21 protein-coding genes and 1 pseudogene are annotated in these 18,300 nt (G+C 45.6%); 5 read left to right on the top strand and 17 right to left on the bottom strand.

What is annotated here, in order from left to right; all coding sequences use genetic code 11:
• Nucleotides 1-44: 44 nt before the first annotated feature.
• A complete protein-coding gene (locus tag C9889_RS04800) occupies nucleotides 45-1,961 on the bottom strand; it encodes a sodium:solute symporter family protein (RefSeq protein WP_129597598.1) in 1,917 nt (638 codons plus the stop codon).
• Between the two features lie 188 nt (nucleotides 1,962-2,149).
• On the opposite strand from C9889_RS04800, the pseudogene C9889_RS11155 reads away from it, so the two are divergent.
• Both C9889_RS11155 and C9889_RS11160 read left to right on the top strand, forming a co-directional pair.
• A pseudogene (locus tag C9889_RS11155) lies at nucleotides 2,150-2,475 on the top strand (SAM-dependent chlorinase/fluorinase); the annotation flags it as partial.
• A gap of 183 nt (nucleotides 2,476-2,658) precedes the next feature.
• Nucleotides 2,659-2,865, top strand: a complete 207-nt coding sequence (locus tag C9889_RS11160; protein WP_318531589.1) for an SAM hydroxide adenosyltransferase — start codon at nucleotides 2,659-2,661, stop codon at nucleotides 2,863-2,865.
• On the opposite strand, the gene C9889_RS04810 is transcribed toward C9889_RS11160, so the two are convergent.
• The 11 genes from C9889_RS04810 to C9889_RS04860 all read right to left on the bottom strand — a co-directional run bounded on the left by C9889_RS04810 (nucleotide 2,866) and on the right by C9889_RS04860 (nucleotide 10,854).
• A complete protein-coding gene (locus C9889_RS04810; RefSeq protein ID WP_129597600.1) occupies nucleotides 2,866-3,840 on the bottom strand; it encodes a radical SAM protein in 975 nt (324 codons plus the stop codon).
• A gap of 91 nt (nucleotides 3,841-3,931) precedes the next feature.
• Complete coding sequence (rpl12p, locus tag C9889_RS04815; protein ID WP_129597602.1) at nucleotides 3,932-4,243, bottom strand: 50S ribosomal protein P1; 312 nt, start codon at nucleotides 4,241-4,243, stop codon at nucleotides 3,932-3,934.
• A 29-nt stretch (nucleotides 4,244-4,272) separates the two neighbouring features.
• Nucleotides 4,273-5,307, bottom strand: coding sequence for a 50S ribosomal protein L10 (locus tag C9889_RS04820; RefSeq protein WP_129599416.1), 1,035 nt, complete (start codon nucleotides 5,305-5,307; stop codon nucleotides 4,273-4,275).
• Nucleotides 5,307-5,948 (bottom strand): 50S ribosomal protein L1, encoded by a 642-nt coding sequence (locus C9889_RS04825; protein ID WP_129597604.1) that lies wholly within the window; start codon nucleotides 5,946-5,948, stop codon nucleotides 5,307-5,309. The genes C9889_RS04820 and C9889_RS04825 overlap by 1 nt, the downstream gene beginning before the upstream one ends.
• 126 nt (nucleotides 5,949-6,074) lie before the next feature.
• Nucleotides 6,075-6,563 (bottom strand): 50S ribosomal protein L11, encoded by a 489-nt coding sequence (locus C9889_RS04830; protein WP_129597606.1) that lies wholly within the window; start codon nucleotides 6,561-6,563, stop codon nucleotides 6,075-6,077.
• Between the two features lie 48 nt (nucleotides 6,564-6,611).
• Complete coding sequence (locus tag C9889_RS04835; protein WP_129597608.1) at nucleotides 6,612-7,070, bottom strand: transcription elongation factor Spt5; 459 nt, start codon at nucleotides 7,068-7,070, stop codon at nucleotides 6,612-6,614.
• A gap of 4 nt (nucleotides 7,071-7,074) precedes the next feature.
• A complete protein-coding gene (locus tag C9889_RS04840) occupies nucleotides 7,075-7,272 on the bottom strand; it encodes a protein translocase SEC61 complex subunit gamma (RefSeq protein WP_394342249.1) in 198 nt (65 codons plus the stop codon).
• 163 nt (nucleotides 7,273-7,435) lie between these two features.
• Complete coding sequence (ftsZ, locus tag C9889_RS04845) at nucleotides 7,436-8,539, bottom strand: cell division protein FtsZ (RefSeq protein ID WP_129597612.1); 1,104 nt, start codon at nucleotides 8,537-8,539, stop codon at nucleotides 7,436-7,438.
• 38 nt (nucleotides 8,540-8,577) lie between these two features.
• A complete protein-coding gene (locus C9889_RS04850; protein ID WP_164999281.1) occupies nucleotides 8,578-9,735 on the bottom strand; it encodes a D-aminoacyl-tRNA deacylase in 1,158 nt (385 codons plus the stop codon).
• Nucleotides 9,713-9,988: a hypothetical protein gene (locus C9889_RS04855; protein ID WP_164999282.1), complete on the bottom strand. Its 276-nt coding sequence runs from the start codon at nucleotides 9,986-9,988 to the stop codon at nucleotides 9,713-9,715. The genes C9889_RS04850 and C9889_RS04855 overlap by 23 nt, the downstream gene beginning before the upstream one ends.
• A 44-nt stretch (nucleotides 9,989-10,032) precedes the next feature.
• On the bottom strand, nucleotides 10,033-10,854 hold the full coding sequence (locus C9889_RS04860; protein WP_129597618.1) for a class I SAM-dependent methyltransferase: 822 nt from the start codon (nucleotides 10,852-10,854) through the stop codon (nucleotides 10,033-10,035).
• Between the two features lie 78 nt (nucleotides 10,855-10,932).
• On the opposite strand from C9889_RS04860, the gene C9889_RS04865 reads away from it, so the two are divergent.
• Entirely contained in the window at nucleotides 10,933-11,223 is a 291-nt protein-coding gene (locus tag C9889_RS04865; RefSeq protein WP_129597620.1) for a DUF427 domain-containing protein, read from the top strand.
• Between the two features lie 48 nt (nucleotides 11,224-11,271).
• Here C9889_RS04865 and C9889_RS04870 read toward each other — a convergent pair whose 3' ends face one another.
• Together C9889_RS04870 and C9889_RS10065 are read right to left on the bottom strand one after the other, a co-directional pair.
• A complete protein-coding gene (locus C9889_RS04870; RefSeq protein ID WP_129597622.1) occupies nucleotides 11,272-12,639 on the bottom strand; it encodes an aldehyde dehydrogenase family protein in 1,368 nt (455 codons plus the stop codon).
• Nucleotides 12,640-12,683: 44 nt separating this feature from the next.
• Nucleotides 12,684-12,854, bottom strand: a complete 171-nt coding sequence (locus C9889_RS10065) for a hypothetical protein (protein WP_164999283.1) — start codon at nucleotides 12,852-12,854, stop codon at nucleotides 12,684-12,686.
• Between the two features lie 116 nt (nucleotides 12,855-12,970).
• On the opposite strand from C9889_RS10065, the gene C9889_RS04875 reads away from it, so the two are divergent.
• Entirely contained in the window at nucleotides 12,971-13,897 is a 927-nt protein-coding gene (locus C9889_RS04875; RefSeq protein ID WP_129597624.1) for a ribose 1,5-bisphosphate isomerase, read from the top strand.
• 148 nt (nucleotides 13,898-14,045) lie between these two features.
• On the opposite strand, the gene sppA is transcribed toward C9889_RS04875, so the two are convergent.
• Nucleotides 14,046-15,176, bottom strand: a complete 1,131-nt coding sequence (sppA, locus tag C9889_RS04885; protein ID WP_129597626.1) for a signal peptide peptidase SppA — start codon at nucleotides 15,174-15,176, stop codon at nucleotides 14,046-14,048.
• 160 nt (nucleotides 15,177-15,336) lie between these two features.
• Here sppA and metG point away from each other — a divergent pair, with 160 nt between their 5' ends.
• Nucleotides 15,337-17,379: a methionine--tRNA ligase gene (gene metG, locus C9889_RS04890; protein ID WP_129597628.1), complete on the top strand. Its 2,043-nt coding sequence runs from the start codon at nucleotides 15,337-15,339 to the stop codon at nucleotides 17,377-17,379.
• Between the two features lie 6 nt (nucleotides 17,380-17,385).
• Here the strand turns inward: metG and cyaB are convergent, their stop codons facing one another.
• Both cyaB and C9889_RS04900 read right to left on the bottom strand, forming a co-directional pair.
• The gene (gene cyaB / locus C9889_RS04895; protein ID WP_129597630.1) at nucleotides 17,386-17,901 is read right to left on the bottom strand and encodes a class IV adenylate cyclase; all 516 of its coding nucleotides are present in this window, start codon (nucleotides 17,899-17,901) and stop codon (nucleotides 17,386-17,388) included.
• A 4-nt stretch (nucleotides 17,902-17,905) separates the two neighbouring features.
• The gene (locus C9889_RS04900) at nucleotides 17,906-18,295 is read right to left on the bottom strand and encodes a Zn-ribbon domain-containing OB-fold protein (protein WP_129597632.1); all 390 of its coding nucleotides are present in this window, start codon (nucleotides 18,293-18,295) and stop codon (nucleotides 17,906-17,908) included.
• Between the last annotated feature and the right edge of the window lie 5 nt (nucleotides 18,296-18,300).

The following is an 18,300-nucleotide window of genomic DNA, read 5'->3' on the forward strand; positions in this document are numbered from 1 at the left end:
AAAAAGTTATCGGTGTCCAAGAAAGGAAGGGATTGCCCCTTCACTCATTCTTCGACTACCGTAAGGAAAACACCCATACTTTCAAGAGCTGCAGCAACCTCGTTATAGGCTACATAGAGTTCCTTCTTCTGAACACCCATTTCCGATGCAGGAGGTTCCGAGGCAAACCAGATCTCTTTATCTGTGGTACCACGTGTTATGGATACGCAGGAAAGCATGTCCGCCTGCACAAGACGATATACTGAATCTACACCGGTAGGAGTTACCCAGGCAACATAGGAAGACCGCAGGGATTCAACAAACCTGTGCCAGTTCACGGAAGCCGAACTTTCCAGCCTGACATGCAGATGTGCTCTCTCACCGGCAAGTTGCTCATCGATTCTCTTGAGGAACTTCTGGAATTTGGGATCGTCGTCCTCAACTGTAACCGCTGCTTCAGCTGCCAGGTTCTTTGCCTCTTCCTTGAAGAAAGGAGCAAGATTGACAGCACTGGATGGTTTCGTAAGCAGGGATCCTCCGAAAAAGGCAACTGCGCTAAGGCCCATACCAGCAATAACACCGTGGTTCATCAGGACCGGGTGAACCGTCTGGAGATATGCAGGAGCCATTGGAGCTGTCATGTAAATATCATACACAATCAGGCTTATCTGGACAACTGCACCTACAATAAGGCCTGCCATGGCACCTTCCTTGGTAGCACGCTTCCAGTAAAGACCTCCCATCAATGGGAAGAAGTAGGAAGCACTGGCAATATATGTGGCTATATGAATAGCATCAAGGATACTGGTGATGAAAAACGAACCCACAGTAGCTGCAAGGACTATGAAAAGTACACTGAGCCTGTTAATCGCAAGCATCTGTTTCATGGTGGCATCCGGTTTAATGAAACGTTGATAGATATCACGGGACACACAGGATGCACCGGAAGTTGCAAAGGTATCAGTGCAGGACATAGCAGCAGCAGCCAGACCTATCGCACTCAGGGCAATAAAGAGCGGGGAAAAGTTTTCAAGCACAAAAACAAGCAATGCCGGTTCTGCCTGAGCCATTCCCATAGGGAAACCTGCAGCCGGTATTTCCGGATAAATGGAACTCAGAGCGATAGCAATTACCGCACAACCTGCAAATACAATTGTTATCAGGAGGGAACCCAGAAGCAGCCCATTACGCGCGGATTTGGAATCACGCGCAGCCCATACTTTCTGCCAGGGATCCTGCTCGGTGATCCAGCCGGGAACGATTGCAAACAAAAATATCAATACCATCGGAATTCCAACGGACAGCGGGTTCCACCAGCCAGAAGAGACATTGGAAAATAACTCGCCTGCATTGGCAGGGGCATCAACAGCACCACCTGTAGCTGCTCCTACAGCAACAATTGCGATGACTATCGTGAACACAGAGAGGAAAAGGAACTGTACTACATCAGTCCAGACAACCGCACTGAGACCACCTAAAGTCACATAAACAGAGACTGCCAGAGCAACAATCAGGGCTGCATACAATGGATCAAACCCATAGAATATCTCAAGTACCAGAGCAAAACCTTTGATATCAGCCACTGCAAAAAGGATCATGACGATGGTAATTATAATACCTATCGGCGCCCTGATTGCCGCACTGTAACGTTGCTCAAGTAATTCTGCCTGGGTTATTGCGGGCAGATTCTTTATCTTCTTCACAAAGATAGCAATTATCAGAAGAGCAAGAATGTTGGGAGCCACGAATCCCCATATCGAACCCATTCCCTGCAGCATAAAGAATGCAATAACTGCAAGCAGGCCTCCTGCCGTCAACCAGGACGCTGCTGAGGAGAATCCTACACCAATCGTCCCGATACGTCTGCCGGCAAGCCAGAAATCGGTTACTGTGTTTTGTTTTTTGGTAAAATACCAGCCTATACCGATCAGTCCAGCTAAGTAGACTGCCAATAAAATCAAGAATAATTGAGAACTTTCCATAATAGTACCTTCAATCTTATGAGGATTTACTAAATAGCATCGGCTTATTGACGATACATAGATGATTTACTATATAAATCTTTTAAAAAAAGCCCGCTGGCGACATCCATATAAGTTCCCTGTCAAAACAAAATGTTATGAAAATCATTACTCTTACAACAGATTTCAAGGACCTCTATCCTGCCTCCATGAAAGCGGTTATCCTGAACATGTGCGAGGACCCGACATTCATCGACCTGACACATGACATAAAACAGGGAGACATATTATCTGCGGCTTTTGCCCTTTACACCACCACACACTTTTCCCTTCACGTACAATCCATCTGGCGGTGGTGGACCCAGGAGTGGGTACCAGCAGAAAAGCCATTATTGTACGCGCAGCAAATCATTACTTTGTTGGACCGGATAACGGACTGCTTATCCCTGCTGCCCGACGGATTGGCGATATTGAAGTTTTCGAGATTGGAAAAAAAGCCATGCTGGACAAGATATCCAATACTTTCCATGGCAGGGATATATTCGCCCCTACAGCCGGTTTGCTGGCATCTGGCCATGAAGCAGAGGATATAGGCCAACCCATAGAAACCTTTGAAAAACTTAGTTTCGGAAAAGCCAATGCAGCTGTGGATAAACTTTATGGAAAAGTCCTATACATCGACAGTTTTGGAAATGTAATAACAAATATTCCGGCAAAGATGCTGGAAGACTTCGGCAAAACTGAAGAAAAGTTACTCGTGCAGGGAAATGTAGCGTCTTATTCCCCGACATATGGTAAAGTACAGAAGAATGAATTGCTGGTCCTTACAGGCAGCCATGACTTTCTGGAAATAGCTGTCAATGGTGGAAATGCTGCGCAAAGACTGGATATTACAGGTCATCCGGAAATTTGGGTAGAGAAATGATCACATCCATTCATAATGACGCAGCGCCTCCAGATTGTAATCATACAGTAAGCTGTTTTCAGCATAACCGAAGAAAAGACATTTATCGCATTCATTCACGGTTTTTGCCATGCTCGCTTTACTTGCCCCCCAGGCATTTTCCACACCCTGCCTGATATCAGCAAGAGGTTGGCGATGCACCCTGCATGTTTCCACCATGCCGTCACAACCCACATTCAGGATAATATCAGGAGCGTGGCATCTGAAAGACGGTTTTCTGTCACGTACCATTTTGAGATAGGTAAGGGAATTAATAATCGGATAGCCCTGTGATTTCATCTCTATCAGTGAATCCAGAGCTCTGCGATATGCCTCACGGTCTTTGACCTCCATGTTCTCCCATACACCATCCTTGATATTTTCAAATTCATACAGAGGTTCAAAAGATATCCTGGCACCAATCTCTGCTGCAAAGTACACAAGATCGGTTAGTTCATCCACGTTTTTAGAGCTTATAACACAATTCAACAGGACAGGACGTTCCATTATTTCAACACTTTTCTTGATCCCGGGAAGGATGCGGGATATATCGATGCCCCTTATCTCCCTGTAACTTTCCAGCCCGTCTACGGAAATGGAAAGGAAATCAAGGTTTGAAAGCTCCGGCAAGCGTTTTTCCAGAAGCAGACCGTTGGTTACCAGAGAAGTCATTATGCCTTTTGAATGAGCATGTTCCAGGATAGCAGGAAGGTCTTCTCGAAGCAGAGGTTCCGTTGTCCAGGCATTGTAGACACCTATACCAAAATCTGCAGCCTCATCAAGCATTTGAGCAATCTCTTCAAATGACATATCCGGTTTTTCTTCTTTCCAGTATTCACAGAAAGGACATTGCATATTGCAACGGGAAGTTATACCGTGTGACAGAACATAGGGGCGCCTACGTATTTTCATTTGCCATATCGGACGCAGGGCAGATACAATTGAGAAACGAGACATTGACCACTACCTTGTTGGTCAATACAGATAAAATCGACTGTTTTTTTAAAAAAGTAAAAAGGTGTCCGCCGTGGCGGACAAAGTAAGAAAATTATCCAAAGAGTGCACCAAGACCGGCCATGCCGCTCTCTTCTGATTCCTTTTCTTCCTCTTCTTCCTCAGCTTCCGCTGCCTCTTCTGTAGCTTCAGCAGGTGCTGCTGCCGGTGCTGCTGCCGGGGCTGCTGCAACTGCTGCGGTGCTCATAGCTTCTTCGATGTCTACATCTTCAAGAGCTGCAATGAGAGCTTTTGCACGTGCTTCGTCTACATCGGTACCTGCTGCCTCAAGGACAGCTTTTACTGCATCTTCAGTAACATCTTTTCCAGCGTTGTGGAGTAAAAGTGCTGCATATATATATTCCATTGTGAATCACCTGTAATTAATCTTAAATCTCATCCGAAAAGTGCTCCAAGACCGGCCATACCGCCCTCTTCTGCATCCTCTTCTTCCTCTTCTACTTCTTCCTCAGCTGCTTTCTCAGCAGGCTGTTCCTCAACTGTTGCAGCTGCACTTTGTGCTGCTGCACCCAGAACGGATTTGAGATCCTCGTCCACTGCATCTTCATTGTTTGCAGATACAGCAGCTGCGAGTGAAATCATCTGGGAATGTGCTTTTCCAAGCAGGGAATCCATGATCTCTGGTTCCAGTACTGTTGCATTGATACCAAGGTTCATTGCTTCGGAAGATGCCTTGGAGATCAAAGTACTGATTGTAGCGGTTGTTGGGTATGCTACATTGACTGCCAGATTGAACGCCTGTCTGGACGCTGCGGCAATATCGGAGAAGTATTTATCATTATCAACTGCCAGTACATCGGGAGTAAAGATAGAACCGTCTTCGAAAACTGCATGAAGGTCAAGTCCCACTTCTACAGGGAATATCTCAAGCCTTGCAAGCATTGAAGCAAGGTTCTGGGATACTACATTACCCTCTTCTGTAACAACCTTGTTTTCGCTGACTACAACTTTACCGCCATCGATTGATGCCGGGATTCCAGCACTCTGGAGATCTCCGAGAATGGGACCCGGCGGGAAACTGGTTGGACCTTTTTCCACCTTTATATCCTGAGGAGCAATCGCACCTGCCTTTATTGGCGAAGGGGTCTTGCTCTGCTCAAGCAACTTATAGAGTTTGAAAGGATTCTCATTGGTGAAAATTAGTGCACACTGTTGATTAAGATAATCAATCATTTCAGAACAATCTTTTGAGGAGCCTTCCAGTGCCCTGCTGACAAGAGAGTTCCTGGATACTTTGAGGACTGCCACATCTTTCAGTTCACGTCTCATAGCCTGGAGTTGTTTGGCCGGGATACCTCCCACACCTACAATACCAAACAATGGATATTTTTCTATGAGAGCCTTTATATCCTCTATTTCCTGTTTTTTCCATTGAGGGATATGTTCACTGTGGTGAAGCTCTTCTTCCATCATACCACCCTCAAAGATTTGCCCATTGTGGTTGTAACATAGATGGACTTGAGATTCTGTTTTCCTTTATCAAGTACAGACTCAACCCTGTTCACAATGATTTCAATGTTCTCTGCTATTCTTTCTGCATCCATGTCCCTTCTTCCCACTGCAACATGGAAAGTGAGTTTATCCTTGGAACGAATGCGAATAGAATTCTTAGAGGAATTTATCATGTCCGCCACTTTTTTATCTGGCGTAAGTGGGACAGGCATCTTACCTCTGGGACCGAGAATTGCACCAAGGGTTTTACCGATAAGTGGCATGTACTGCACTTCGGCAATGAAGAAATCACATTCATTAGCAATGGAACGTGCGCGACTTTTGTCATCTGCGAGGTCATTAATATCTTCCTCGGTGAAAACATAGTCACAGCCCGCTTCTTTTGCCAGAAGGCCTACTTCACCCTTTGCAAAAACAGCGATCTTAAGGTCCTTGCCAAGGCCATTGGGGAGAAGAATTTCTTCATCCACACGATATTTGGGCTGGCTCATGTCAAGGTTTTTTAAATTGATGGCAAGTTCCACACTTTCCGCAAAATTGCGCTGTGGGGATTCCTCAAATAACCTTTCGACTGTGTTTAATATAGATTCTTCTACCATACTGTACCTCCCGTAGTGATCATCAGCCGCAAAGGCCTCCTACGGAATGATTTATTGTCATCTATACGGGCTCACCAATATAGGACAATTATTTTTAAACCTATCGGTCAAATGAAAAGCATGGAGTTACCATGCTTCAGAGGCAAGTGCCTCATCAAATTTACCTTCATCAATTGCTTTCTGGCAATCCCGGGGATCCATTCCTTCACCGGTGACTCCCATTGGCACACATGTACCGAGAATTTCCTTGATGCCTGCTTTCATTTCATAGGAAAGGAGGTCGTCCTTTTTCATACGGGCTATCCTGGCAAGCTGAGTGATACTGAGATTTCCTACAATTTCACTGCTACCTTCTTCACCTGCACCTTTGCCTATTCCGGCTTCCTGAAGGACAAGGGCGGCTGTTGGAGGAGTACCTACTTCGATCTCCACGCTTTTGTCATCACCCACAATGACCTTTACAGGAACCTGCATTCCATTGTAATCACTGGTCTTTTCATTTATAGTGTCAACAACTTCCTTAATGTTCACACCCAATGGTCCGAGCGCCGGACCCAGTGGTGGACCCGGATTCGCTTTACCGCCGGGAACCAATGCTTCAACAACACTTGACATTAAATCATCACCTTTTGATTTTGATTGAATAATTATTTTTAATTAGCTTTACTCCTCTTCTTTGCGGAGTATTCTCACGGTATCCCCACGAATAGTGATGGGGATAGGTACCACAGCATCGAAAAGCTCGACAGTGATTTCTTCATGACCTTCATCGACACGCTTGACACGTGCTTTTTCTCCCTTGAAAGGACCTGAAGTAACCTCTATGATCGCGCCTTCCGTGATTCCTGTGACCGTCGGTTTGGGAGTCAGAAAATGCATGATCTCTTCCATGCTCGATTGACCCTTCACAACAGCCCTTGCGTGGGGAACTGTCTGAATAGCCTGTTCGACCTCACCTGAATTGGGAGATTCCACAAGTACATAACCCTTAAGCTCATCCGGTGCAAGAAGAGCCCGTATATCCAGATTGTCCTTTTTGGCCACTTTGGCCAGCATTCCGGCAACTGAGCGTTCTTGATTTGCAGTCGTCTTTATCACGAATATAGCGCTATCTTCACTCATAGAGTTACACCCATGTCGGCAATACGGTCAGCAAAATATAAACCACAAAGCCAACAAAGCCGATTGCTACAATCCCTGCACCTGTAACTTTTGAGATCATGAGGAACTCTTCCCGGGCAGGCTTTCTGGAAAGTTTCAGCACCCTGTAATAGGACTTCAGGATCTGGCTGACACTGCGATTGTTCATTGCTGATTTTAATATGTTCTCTGCCAAAATATCCACAACCGATAAACGTTGAATAATTGGTATGGAAGTAGTTAAAGTAAAATTATGCTATAAAACTATAGCGCCACTCACATAACCTTATATGTAAAATACCTTTCGACTGGAGGAATATGATATCCAAAATAGAAAATGCAGGAAATCATCCCACAAAGTCTATTCCATATCTCCTTGTAACGTTCTTTGCTCCGCCCGGGCCATATATTTGCGGTGATTTGACACCAGTCACAACTATCATTGTGCGCACTGTGTGTTCCAGATCCGGATCGACCTGTGCACCCCATATGAGTCTTGCGCCGGGGTCTATCCGGCTGTATACTTCCTGAACTACTCCTTCTGCTTCTGAAACAGTCATATCCTGACCACCGACAACATTGACAAGTGCAGATGTTGCACCGGAGATATCCACATCAAGAAGCGGACTGCGTAATGCTTTCTGTACGGATTCACTGGCCTTACTATCACCATCAGCCTCACCCAGACCGATCATGGCAACGCCACCGTTCTGCATGACGGTACGTACATCGGCAAAGTCAAGGTTAACAAGACCGGGTTTGGTAATCAGTTCGGTAATTCCCTTTACAGCCCTCATTAACACTTCATCGGAAACCTTGAATGCGGCCTGCAAAGGCAAACGTGGCACCACTTCCAGAAGTTTGTCATTGGGTACTACAATTACAGTATCTGCAACATCCCTGAGTCTTTCCAGTCCTGCTTCAGCATTGGTACGGCGCACCTCTCCCTCTACTGCAAAAGGCAGAGTTACAACAGCGATTGTAAGGGCACCTGCATCCCTGGCAGCCTCTGCGACAACGGCTGCGGAACCGGTTCCGGTACCTCCACCAAGCCCTGCTGTGATGAATACCATGTCGGTCCCATCGACCACTTCAGTAAGTTCATCAATACTTTCAAGTGCAGCATCCTCCCCAATTTGAGGTAGACTTCCAGCACCCAGACCACGGGTCTTTTTCTTGCCTATCAGTATCTTATTATCACAACTAACATTCAAGAGGTGTTGAGCATCAGTATTGAGGGCTACAAGTTGTGCTCCCTTAATCCCCTCATTTGTCATCCTCTGGACGCTGTTCGAACCTCCTCCGCCACATCCAATAACTTTAATATTGGTATGCATACCTTTCAAAACCGCTTCGATCTCCGCATTGACATCCTTCGGTCCCGATTCTTCGGCACTTACTTGTCTTTCGTCTGCTGAGCGAGCTAATGCCTCTTCAACAATGGATTTCATACTCAATTTCCTCCACGAGCACAAAGATAATCATGAATTCAACGAATCATATTTTTCAGGACAAGATCTTTTGTAATTGTCTCATGAACCATATCCGGATGGATAATATTTCCATCAACCTCAACAGGAATTCCCCTGGCAAGTTTACCAAACAGAGGTCCTCCGGGGACACCTATACTCTCCGCTTTTATCGGATTGAACTTCCGGTAGGTAAGATACAATATATTGTCCTCTCTAATATACTCAATTTCATAATGTTCTTTTAGTATTTTAATGCATTCATCTATAATCTGAGTCTGCAAGTCTTCTGCATCTTTCTTTTCAAATAACAGGAAAGAGCCCCTGTAAGTCCCGTTGTCCCTCTGCAGATATACAAGCGGAAATTTCTGCAGCATATCCAGAAAACCGTCCGGATTACTCTTCCAGGTATAGTGGACCAATCTCTCATCTATGACCAACTCAACTGGATCCGAGACTACATCAGGTGAAGAATGTTCCAGAACTTTTCGGAGAACATCTGTAAATAACGGTGGTGTAGTGGATTCTATATCCCTGGAGCGTACCAGAACATTCTTGAACATAGTCCAGGGGATATTTCCAATCTGCTGAATATCACTCTCCCTCAAAACCAGCAGCCCATTTTGCCGGGCAAGATTATTCAGATGCTCTTTGTCAGAAGAAGAAATGGCTTTTCTGTCCATATAGACAAAATCAGCACCTGATTTATCCACTGCCCGGGTAAAAAGGGATTCATCAACAAATTCCAGCTGGTAGGAAGGAATATTATGACCAAAGGTCACATTATTGTTAAGAACAATTTCTGATTGCCGGGCTGCATAATGTCCACCACCAAACCCCAGAGCTGTTGGCAACTTCCGGGGATTGAAGGTAAGTATGGCCCGGGAGAGTGCTTCTGCGGCCCTTTTGTCATCCCATTGTGCGGGACCACTGCCAATCTCTGCATATATAGAAGGAATTTGCAGGTCCGTGGGGCCGTGATGTGTGGATTCCATAGACACATCATAATCCATCCCTGTAGAATAGGACTGCAACTGCATCAGTAAAGGTTTAAGGGCAGAAGAATAAGCAATGGAAAGTTTTCCGGGATAGCCACCGAATTTTGCCTCCGAAGGATTGCCTGTAAAGTGGGCGGTAAGAAGTTTACGGCCATCATCACTTTTTATGTTTGGAAGCAAAAATGAAACATGAAGGAAGAAATCCAAGTTCTCCCAGTTTTTCGTCCAGGCCGTCCTGAAAGATATGATGGATGGAAACTTCTACAAGCAGGAACTTTCCGGATTCATATATACTGGTTATATCCTCATAAAGAGGCTCAAAGGATCGCTTTTCCCATTCATCCATTTCCAGAAGATGGGACATTATGTTCATACTCGCAGCATCCACTCTGGAGCATACAATCGTTGGTTTTGGAATTGACATTTGTGACATGATAACAGACCGATTTTAACTTACTTTGAAGCCATCCTTATACCTTACCTTTTTGCAAGCCAGTTCTTTTTCAGGTCAAACACCCATCTGCTGACACCACATGCTACATTCCCGCACCTTCGCACACCAATTATTTCGTAACCTGCGTCATGAAAGGTTTGTTTTGATTTTTCTATATCCTCTGCTACCTGAAAAGTATAGAAATGCATCATACCGCCTTCTTTCAAAAGAGGGGAGAGTAAAGAAAAGAAATGATCCTGCCCATAGGGAGTAGGAACTATGAGTCTGTCAAACTTCATGTCAAGAATAACCGGAATATCCCCCGCATCCGCATTTATGGGATAGATATGTCCCTTAAAGTTATTCAACCGTATATTCTCGGCCAGCCAGTGGCATGCATGCCGGTTCTTTTCGATACAAAAAACACGTACATCCCTTATAGCAGCAGGGATTACAAACGGACCCACCCCACAAAAGGGAACCAGTACATCTTCCCGGGGAAGAACCAGGGAGGTTACCCTGTGCCTCTCATAACCCAGCCGGGGGTTAAAAAATACTTCCGAGAGGTCCAAACTATAACGGTATTTGAATTCTCCGTGTGTAGTTACAGTACTGCCACCCAGCAAAATATCAAAATCTGAAACACGATGATCGCCTTTGACCCGGCTTACTTTGTTAAGAACTGTCCGGATATTACCTCTCATAGACACAACTTTTGTTGCAATCATTTCAGAATAGTCCCACAGTTCAGGAGGAATACTGACAATTGCAATGTCACCGACCACATCGAATCGATTAGGGATATATTCAATCAAGTCTGCAGGGATTTCCTTTTCCACGAGAGTTTTGAGGCTGTTTTGTCTCATCTTTTCCCTTGTTGCATTACACAATGATTATTTATTTAAATCAATTAATCCAATATTACCAGGAGGAGTGGATTTAATATGCCAGTTGCAAAATATAAAGGAGTCGTACTTGCAGATAGTAACGTTACCGAGAGAGTGGAAGGAAATCATTATTTCCCGCCGGAATCGGTCAATATGGAATATTTCAGAGACAGCGATACAGTAACTGTCTGCCCCTGGAAAGGCAAGGCCAGTTATTACGATATTATTCTCGAAGACAGCACACTGAAGGATGGTGCGTGGTATTACCCGCAACCAAAACCTGCAGCATCAAACATTAAAGGATACCTGGCCTTTGATACACGGGGCGGAGTGGAAATCACCGACTGATTCAAGCATTTTACACCCTGGATATGGAAATTCTGACCTGAGATTTGTTTAGAAGGATTTCAGGGATCGGATGTGCATGAATTCGTAGAAGCCAAAATCAGACAGCTCCCTGCCGACCCCGCTTTGCTTCATACCTCCAAAGGGCATGCATGCTTCCGGTTTGAAGAAACCGTTTATCCCGACAACTCCCGCCTGAATCCTTTTTCCGATTTCCAGCAGGTGAGCTGAATCACCTCCCCAGATACTTGCACCCAGCCCGTAGGGAGTGGCATTTGCAACCTTTATCGCTTCAGCTTCATCGTTCACGGAGATCAGAGGAGCAACGGGGCCAAACGTTTCCTGACGCATTACATCCATTTTATCAGTTATTCCGGAAAGCACAACCGGCGAATAGAAAAATCCTGCACCTTCAACCAGTCCACCGTCAAGTTCAACCTTTGCGCCTTTTTCAATGGAGTCTGCCACCTGAGAACCCAATCTGTGCATTTCTTCTGCCCTGACAAGAGGACCGATGTCTGTATCCTCTTCCAGCGGATCACCAACTTTCATACTACGTGTGTGCTCAATGAAGTGTCTTTTAAATTCCTCCATCAATGATTCTTCCACGACAAAACGCTTGGCAGCAATACAGGTTTGGCCTGTATTGATAAACCTTGCAGCCACCGCCGCCTTTGCAGCCTTTTGTACGTCAGCTCCTTCAAGGACAACGAAAGGATCGCTACCTCCGAGTTCAAGCACGTATTTTTTCAGGAATGAAGCCGCCTCCACAGCAACCCGGCGCCCGGCTTCAGTTCCTCCGGTAAAGGACACAGCTGCAATTTTGTCAGAGGAGATCAGGGAGGAAGCTGTCTTGCCATCAATCAGGAGAGTTTGGAATACACCTTTTGGTAATCCGGCCTGCTGCATTATTTCTTCGATTTTCAGGGCACATGCAGGTACACTGGATGAATGTTTGAGCAGGATAGTATTGCCACCGGCCAGAATATGGGAAGCCGCGCTGAGCACCTGCCAGAAGGGAAAATTCCAGGGTTTTATGCACAGAACCGGACCCATCGGTTCAAAGAATACACTGGAAGAGGTTGCATCGGTATCTTCCCCACGTGGCTCCATAAGAGAAGGTGTCCTGTCAGCATAGTAATCAAATGTCAGGGCACATTTTTCAATCTCGCCCAGCGACTGTTTGATGGGTTTTCCCATCTCCCGGGTGATCAGTTCTGCACACTCCTGCTTGCGCTGGCGCAAAACCTTCGCAACCTGCCGCAGATAATCACACCGCACATCAACATCAAGGGATTTCCACTCCAGAAATGACTGATATGAGTTCTCAAGGATTTCCCTGACATCTTCCGACCTGTGCATCGAAAAGGATTCCACCAGTTCCCCGGTTGATGGATTGATTGATTCCATGGATGGCATGCAGGAAAGTATGTATTTGCAATATAAGGAATTTTGCCAGCCTTTTAGTTCTTCTTGTTATTTATGTCACAGTACCTTCTGCTGGCTTCCGAGCCCAGACTGCGCCGATAATCCGATCGAACCTGCTTTCTGGAAGTCCTGACCATCAATTCTTCCACTTCCTCTTCATAAAGGCATTCTTCAGTATCATTGTTGTGATTCGGTGCATCGGACATGATTGATTCGATTTGATCCTGTGAAATATTATAGTTGCGGATAACATGAAAAAACTATTAAAACTGTACCTGAATTACAATACCTATAAATCCTTCCACATCCCATCCAAATAGCTATGCAGCAGTTACTCGACACGGCTGAAAAGATTCGGACAATGGAGATTCGCGGGGCAGGCAGGATTGCCGCTGCAGCTGCTAAGGCACTGCGGGATTATGTGGAAACGCTGGAAACCTCGTCCTTTGAAGAATTTGTATCGAAAGTAGAAAAAGCCAAATCCATTCTTATTGAAACCCGGCCCACAGCTGTCTCCCTGCCCAATGCGGTAATGCTGGCGGGCAGTTATGATGCAGAAACTGTGGAAAAAGCACGCAGCCAGATCCTGGATAACGCCACAGAATTTATCCGAAATGCAGACACCGCCCTTGATAACATAGGGGAGATTGGTGCAAAACGCCTCCGTGACGGGGATACCGTCATGACCCACTGTAATTCCCACGCAGCCATTGCAATCATAAAAACCGCCCAAAACCAGGGAAAAAGAATAAAAGTTTATGCAACCGAGTCCCGACCCCGCAGACAGGGGTTCATCACAATAAAAGAGCTCAGTGACGCCGGAATTGATACAACCCTCATCGTAGATTCCGCAGTGCGATATACAATGAAAAATGTGGACACTGTCATTGTGGGTGCAGATTCAATAACCGTAAATGGTGCTCTTGTTAATAAGATCGGTACATCCCAGCTGGCCCTGGCAGCCCATGAAGCCCGTGTCAACTTCATATCCGCAGCCGAGACCTACAAATTCAGCCCCTCTACCCTTTTTGGTAATCTGGTGGAAATCGAGGAACGTGACCCTGAAGAAGTCATTTCCAAAGACAAACTTGGCGACATGCCAGATGTAAAAATAAGCAATCCTGCCTTTGATGTCACACCATCAGAATACATCGACCTGATCGTGACCGAAGCGGGAGCTTTCCCCCCACAGATGGCTTATGTGATAATAAAAGAACACCTGGGCTGGAAACTGGAAAAAATGGGATAAATCAATCCCGTTTTCCCACAGCAGCCAGGTAAACCACGAAATGTTTGTTTCCGTCAAGGCCAAGCAGGGAATTCAGTTCATCATCCTTAAAAGCTGCAACTGCACAAACACCGCAATTTACTGCCTGCTCCTGTCATCCAATACACCTTCAATATGCAAGTTTGCCAAAGGGAGATTTCTCATAGTAATTCACAAAATGCTCGACCATGTTATCATTCTGTACTTCCGAGCCAAATAACAGGTTTGTGATAGAGGGTTTGTTCACATAGTAAATAGTGGGTTCTCCTTCAATTCCCCCCATATCAGCAGCCCTGTCGATAGCATCATACAAATTGCCGTACTCATCGATTAGCCCGATACGTTTGGCAGAGACACCTGTGTAGATACGCCCGTCTGCTATATCCTTCACTTCACTGACCGTCATATTGCGCCCCTGGGCCACATCCTGCACGAAAAGATTGTAGCTTTCCATTATTACACGATCTGCATACTCTTTCTCTTCGTCGGTTAAACCGCGCCATGTTCCGCCCATATCCTTGAACTCACCTGATTTAGCGACATAATGATCGATGCCTTCCTCCTCATAATAAGCAGACATATTACGGAAGGTCCAGATTACTCCTATACTACCCGTCATTGTATTTCGATTTGCAACTATCAGATCGGTACTTGAAGATACATGATAGGCAGCACTGGCAGCCACACCTCCCATGGAAGTTACAACCGGCACACCTGCCTGCTGGGCTTTTCTTATTTCCGTATTGATCTCTTCTGATGCAGCACCAGAACCACCACCACTGTTGACCCGCAACACAATGGCTTTTACGCTATCGTCATCAACTGCCTTCCGGATACTGGAACCGATATCCTCGGATGTAGCATACCCCAGTCCTGAAGGGACATAACCGGTTAGCATTGTACCCTGGATATAGATTACAGCCACCCTGTCATTATCGGGATAAAAATCCCCTCCGGCTGAATAATAGATTATTGCAAAACTCGAACCGATTATCAAAAACAGGACCGCAATAAGGGCGGCATACTTACCAACGTTACTTTTTTTTTCAGGCGGTGTCTGGGGAACATCCATCCGGCCTTTGCCGGGTTCATCGGTAGGGGAAATAGGAGGCGAACCGGATACAGGCTGTTCCTGCACAGACTCTTCATACGAATCATCTTCTAATTCCGTATAAAGGGATTTATCGCTGCCTGCAAGAAACCGCTCATTGCCCGATAAACTTTCGCCCTCATCATTATTGGTGGGATCGTTTTCGTTCATTGTTTTCCTCGATATAAAAGCAAATATTCCCCTGAATATTCAAATACCTTCTGACGCGCCTACCCTATTAAGACAGGGAGCGAAATGTATTTTATAATTGTACCCCATCCCATTGCAAACACATTATCACCAATAATATTGATACAAACGGAGAAATAACATGTCACGCTTCTCACCCGATAAACCCATACTTGTGACCTGTGGATTACCCTATGCCAACGGAATGGCCCACATCGGTCATCTAAGGACCTATATTCCTGCAGACATATTTGTACGGTCATTAAAAAAAATGGGCCATGAGGTTACATTTGTTTGTGGCTCGGATACCCATGGCACCCCCATCGTCTTCAATGCAGAGGAACAAAATACTACCCCCCAGGCCCTGATCAAGAAATACCATACCCATTTTGATGAGACATTCAAGTCAATGGGTATCGAATTCGATGCCTTCGGTACAACCGATGATCCAACAAACCATAACCGCACTCATGATATAGTGAACCGTTTAATAGAAAACGATTACGTATACCCCAAAACTATAGAAATTGCATATTGCGCCGGATGTAATCGATTCCTCCCCGACAGGTATGTGGAAGGAGAATGCCCGCACTGCGCAGAAAGTGCCCGGGGTGATGAATGTGATCAGGGATGTGGAAAACACCTCGAACCCGGAGAACTCAAAAATCCCGTCTGTACCATCTGTGGCGGGGTTGCCGAGTATAAGGAACAGGAACACTTCTTCTTCAAATTATCCCAGTTCAATGATTATTTGCTCGAATATCTTGACAAGCTTGACGGTACATCCAATGCCCGCAACTACGCCTTAGGATGGGTAAAACAGGGACTTGATGACTGGTGCATTACCCGCAATCTCGAATGGGGTGTCAAGTTCCCGGGGGGTGATGACCTGGTCGTCTATGTATGGGTGGATGCACCCATAGGGTATATCGCCTTCACCGAAGAATGGGCAAACGCAACCGGTAACAGCTGGGAAAAATACTGGAAGGATGATGGTGAAATAGTACATTTCATCGGTGGAGACATAATCTACCATCACTGTATATTCCTGCCTGCCATGCTCAAAGGTGCTGACTATTCACCCGCCTCATCTGTGGTAGCCTCGGGTATGGTAAAGATAGAGAACAAAACGTTCTCAAAAAGCCGTGGTTACGTTGTATGGGTCGGTGATGACTACATGGAACAGGGTTTTCACCAGGACCTGTTGCGTTATTATCTGGCAAGTTACACATCCCATACAAAAGAACTCAATTTCTCCTGGAAAGTATTCCAGGAAAAAACCAATACCGAACTTGTAGGAGTCTTCGGCAATTTCCTCTACCGCACATTGCTCTTTGCCTACAAGAACTTCAAGGCCATTCCGGAAGGAAAACTGGATGATGAAGTCATGGAAACCATCCAGAATACCATTGATGAAGCAAGTGAGGCAATGGAAAAGTATGAGTTCAAGAAATATGCAGACAGCGTGATGACCCTTGCTTCCTATGGAAATATCTATTTCCAGTACAGAGAACCCTGGAACCTGGTAAAAGAAGAAAAAGAAGAATGTGGCCGCGTACTCAAAAACTGCATGCAGATCGGCAAAGCCCTTACTCTGCTTTATGAACCCCTGATCCCTGAAAAGGCCGGAAATGCCTGGAAACAGCTCGGTATGGAGAGTGATGTACACACAGCACTCTACAGTCAGGGTACAGTGCCTGTTGAATCGGGTACACCCCTTAACAAACCCTCCATCCTCTTCAAGAAAATAGAGGATGAAACCATCGAAAAGATGGAAGCCATTGCATCACAGCGTGTCAAGGAAGCCAATGAAAAACAAAACCGCAAGAAAGGAGAACAAAAAATGACAGATAGCGAAGAAATCACCTTCGAAGATTTTGGTAAACTCGATATGCGTGTAGGAACCATTGTCGAAGCTGAAAAGGTCGAAAAGGCCGACAAATTACTCAGGCTGGAAGTTGATATCGGAGAAGAAACGCCACGCCAGATAGTTGCCGGAATTGCCCTGACCCATAGCCCCGAAGAAGTAAAGGACAGACAGGTAATCGTACTGGCCAATCTCAAACCCGCCAAGCTATGCGGTGTCAAATCTTTCGGTATGGTGCTTGCCGGAGTGGACGAAGACGGCGGTGCAATTCTGCTTGCACCGGAAAAAGAAGCAAAGAATGGAACCCGGATTGGATGATGGAGTTTACTCCATCACCAGTTCCAGATAGGATTTACGGATGGAATCTTCAGGTTTCAGGCCAAAATTTTCCATCATCGCAAAAATGCGTTTTTTACTTTCCTCCATATCAGCATCAGAGATTATCTCAAATTCGATGAACTGACCCAGGGAATCCACCTCGTCCAGACACAGGGTGATGTCGCCTATTTTGAAAACATCCCTCATCTTCTGGACCCTGGCAGTTTCTTTGAAACCAAGTCTTTCCAATATCTGTATCATGGCTTCGGCTTCCACATGAGTCTGGATTTCCTCACGACTTTTGGTTACTTCATCCAGTTTTTTACCCTTGTAGGTCAGGACCTGCCTGTCATTAACAGAACGTATACGCAAAGCTTCATCCGTTTCTGCAAAATCCCGGTGCGGAGCATTATAGTAAATATCAAAATGCTCCTCTGTCTCCAGGAATTTTGCATCAAGCCCCTCAAGAACTCCACGGGCATGAGACAGGTCGATACGGGATTTTACTTCTACCTCAAGCATCTCATCACGCCGGTGTAAATTTGGTACCGTAATGGAGCATACCCTTATCCCCGCTTTCACCGAGCTTGCGGAACACAGGCCTTACCTTCATACCGATATTCACATCCTCTGGTTGTGCTATGATCTGGGATGTAAGACGTGGGCCTTCTTCCAGTTTCACAATACCCAGCACATAGGGTGTCTGGTGTTCAAACCCTTCAGCTGCTGAATGGATTATCGTATATGTTACAAGTTCACCTTTGCCGCTGAACTTGTATTCCTCCATCTCCCCGTTCCTTCTGCAAAACGGACAGGTAGTCCTCGGAGGATAATAATAGTCATCACAGTTTCTACAATGGTTACCTACGAGATTATATCGCTGTACCTGCTGTCTCCAGAATCTTGCAACAGACATCTATA

Source organism: Methanohalophilus profundi, assembly GCF_004137855.1.
In the GTDB taxonomy this organism is placed as follows: Archaea; Halobacteriota; Methanosarcinia; order Methanosarcinales; family Methanosarcinaceae; genus Methanohalophilus; species Methanohalophilus profundi.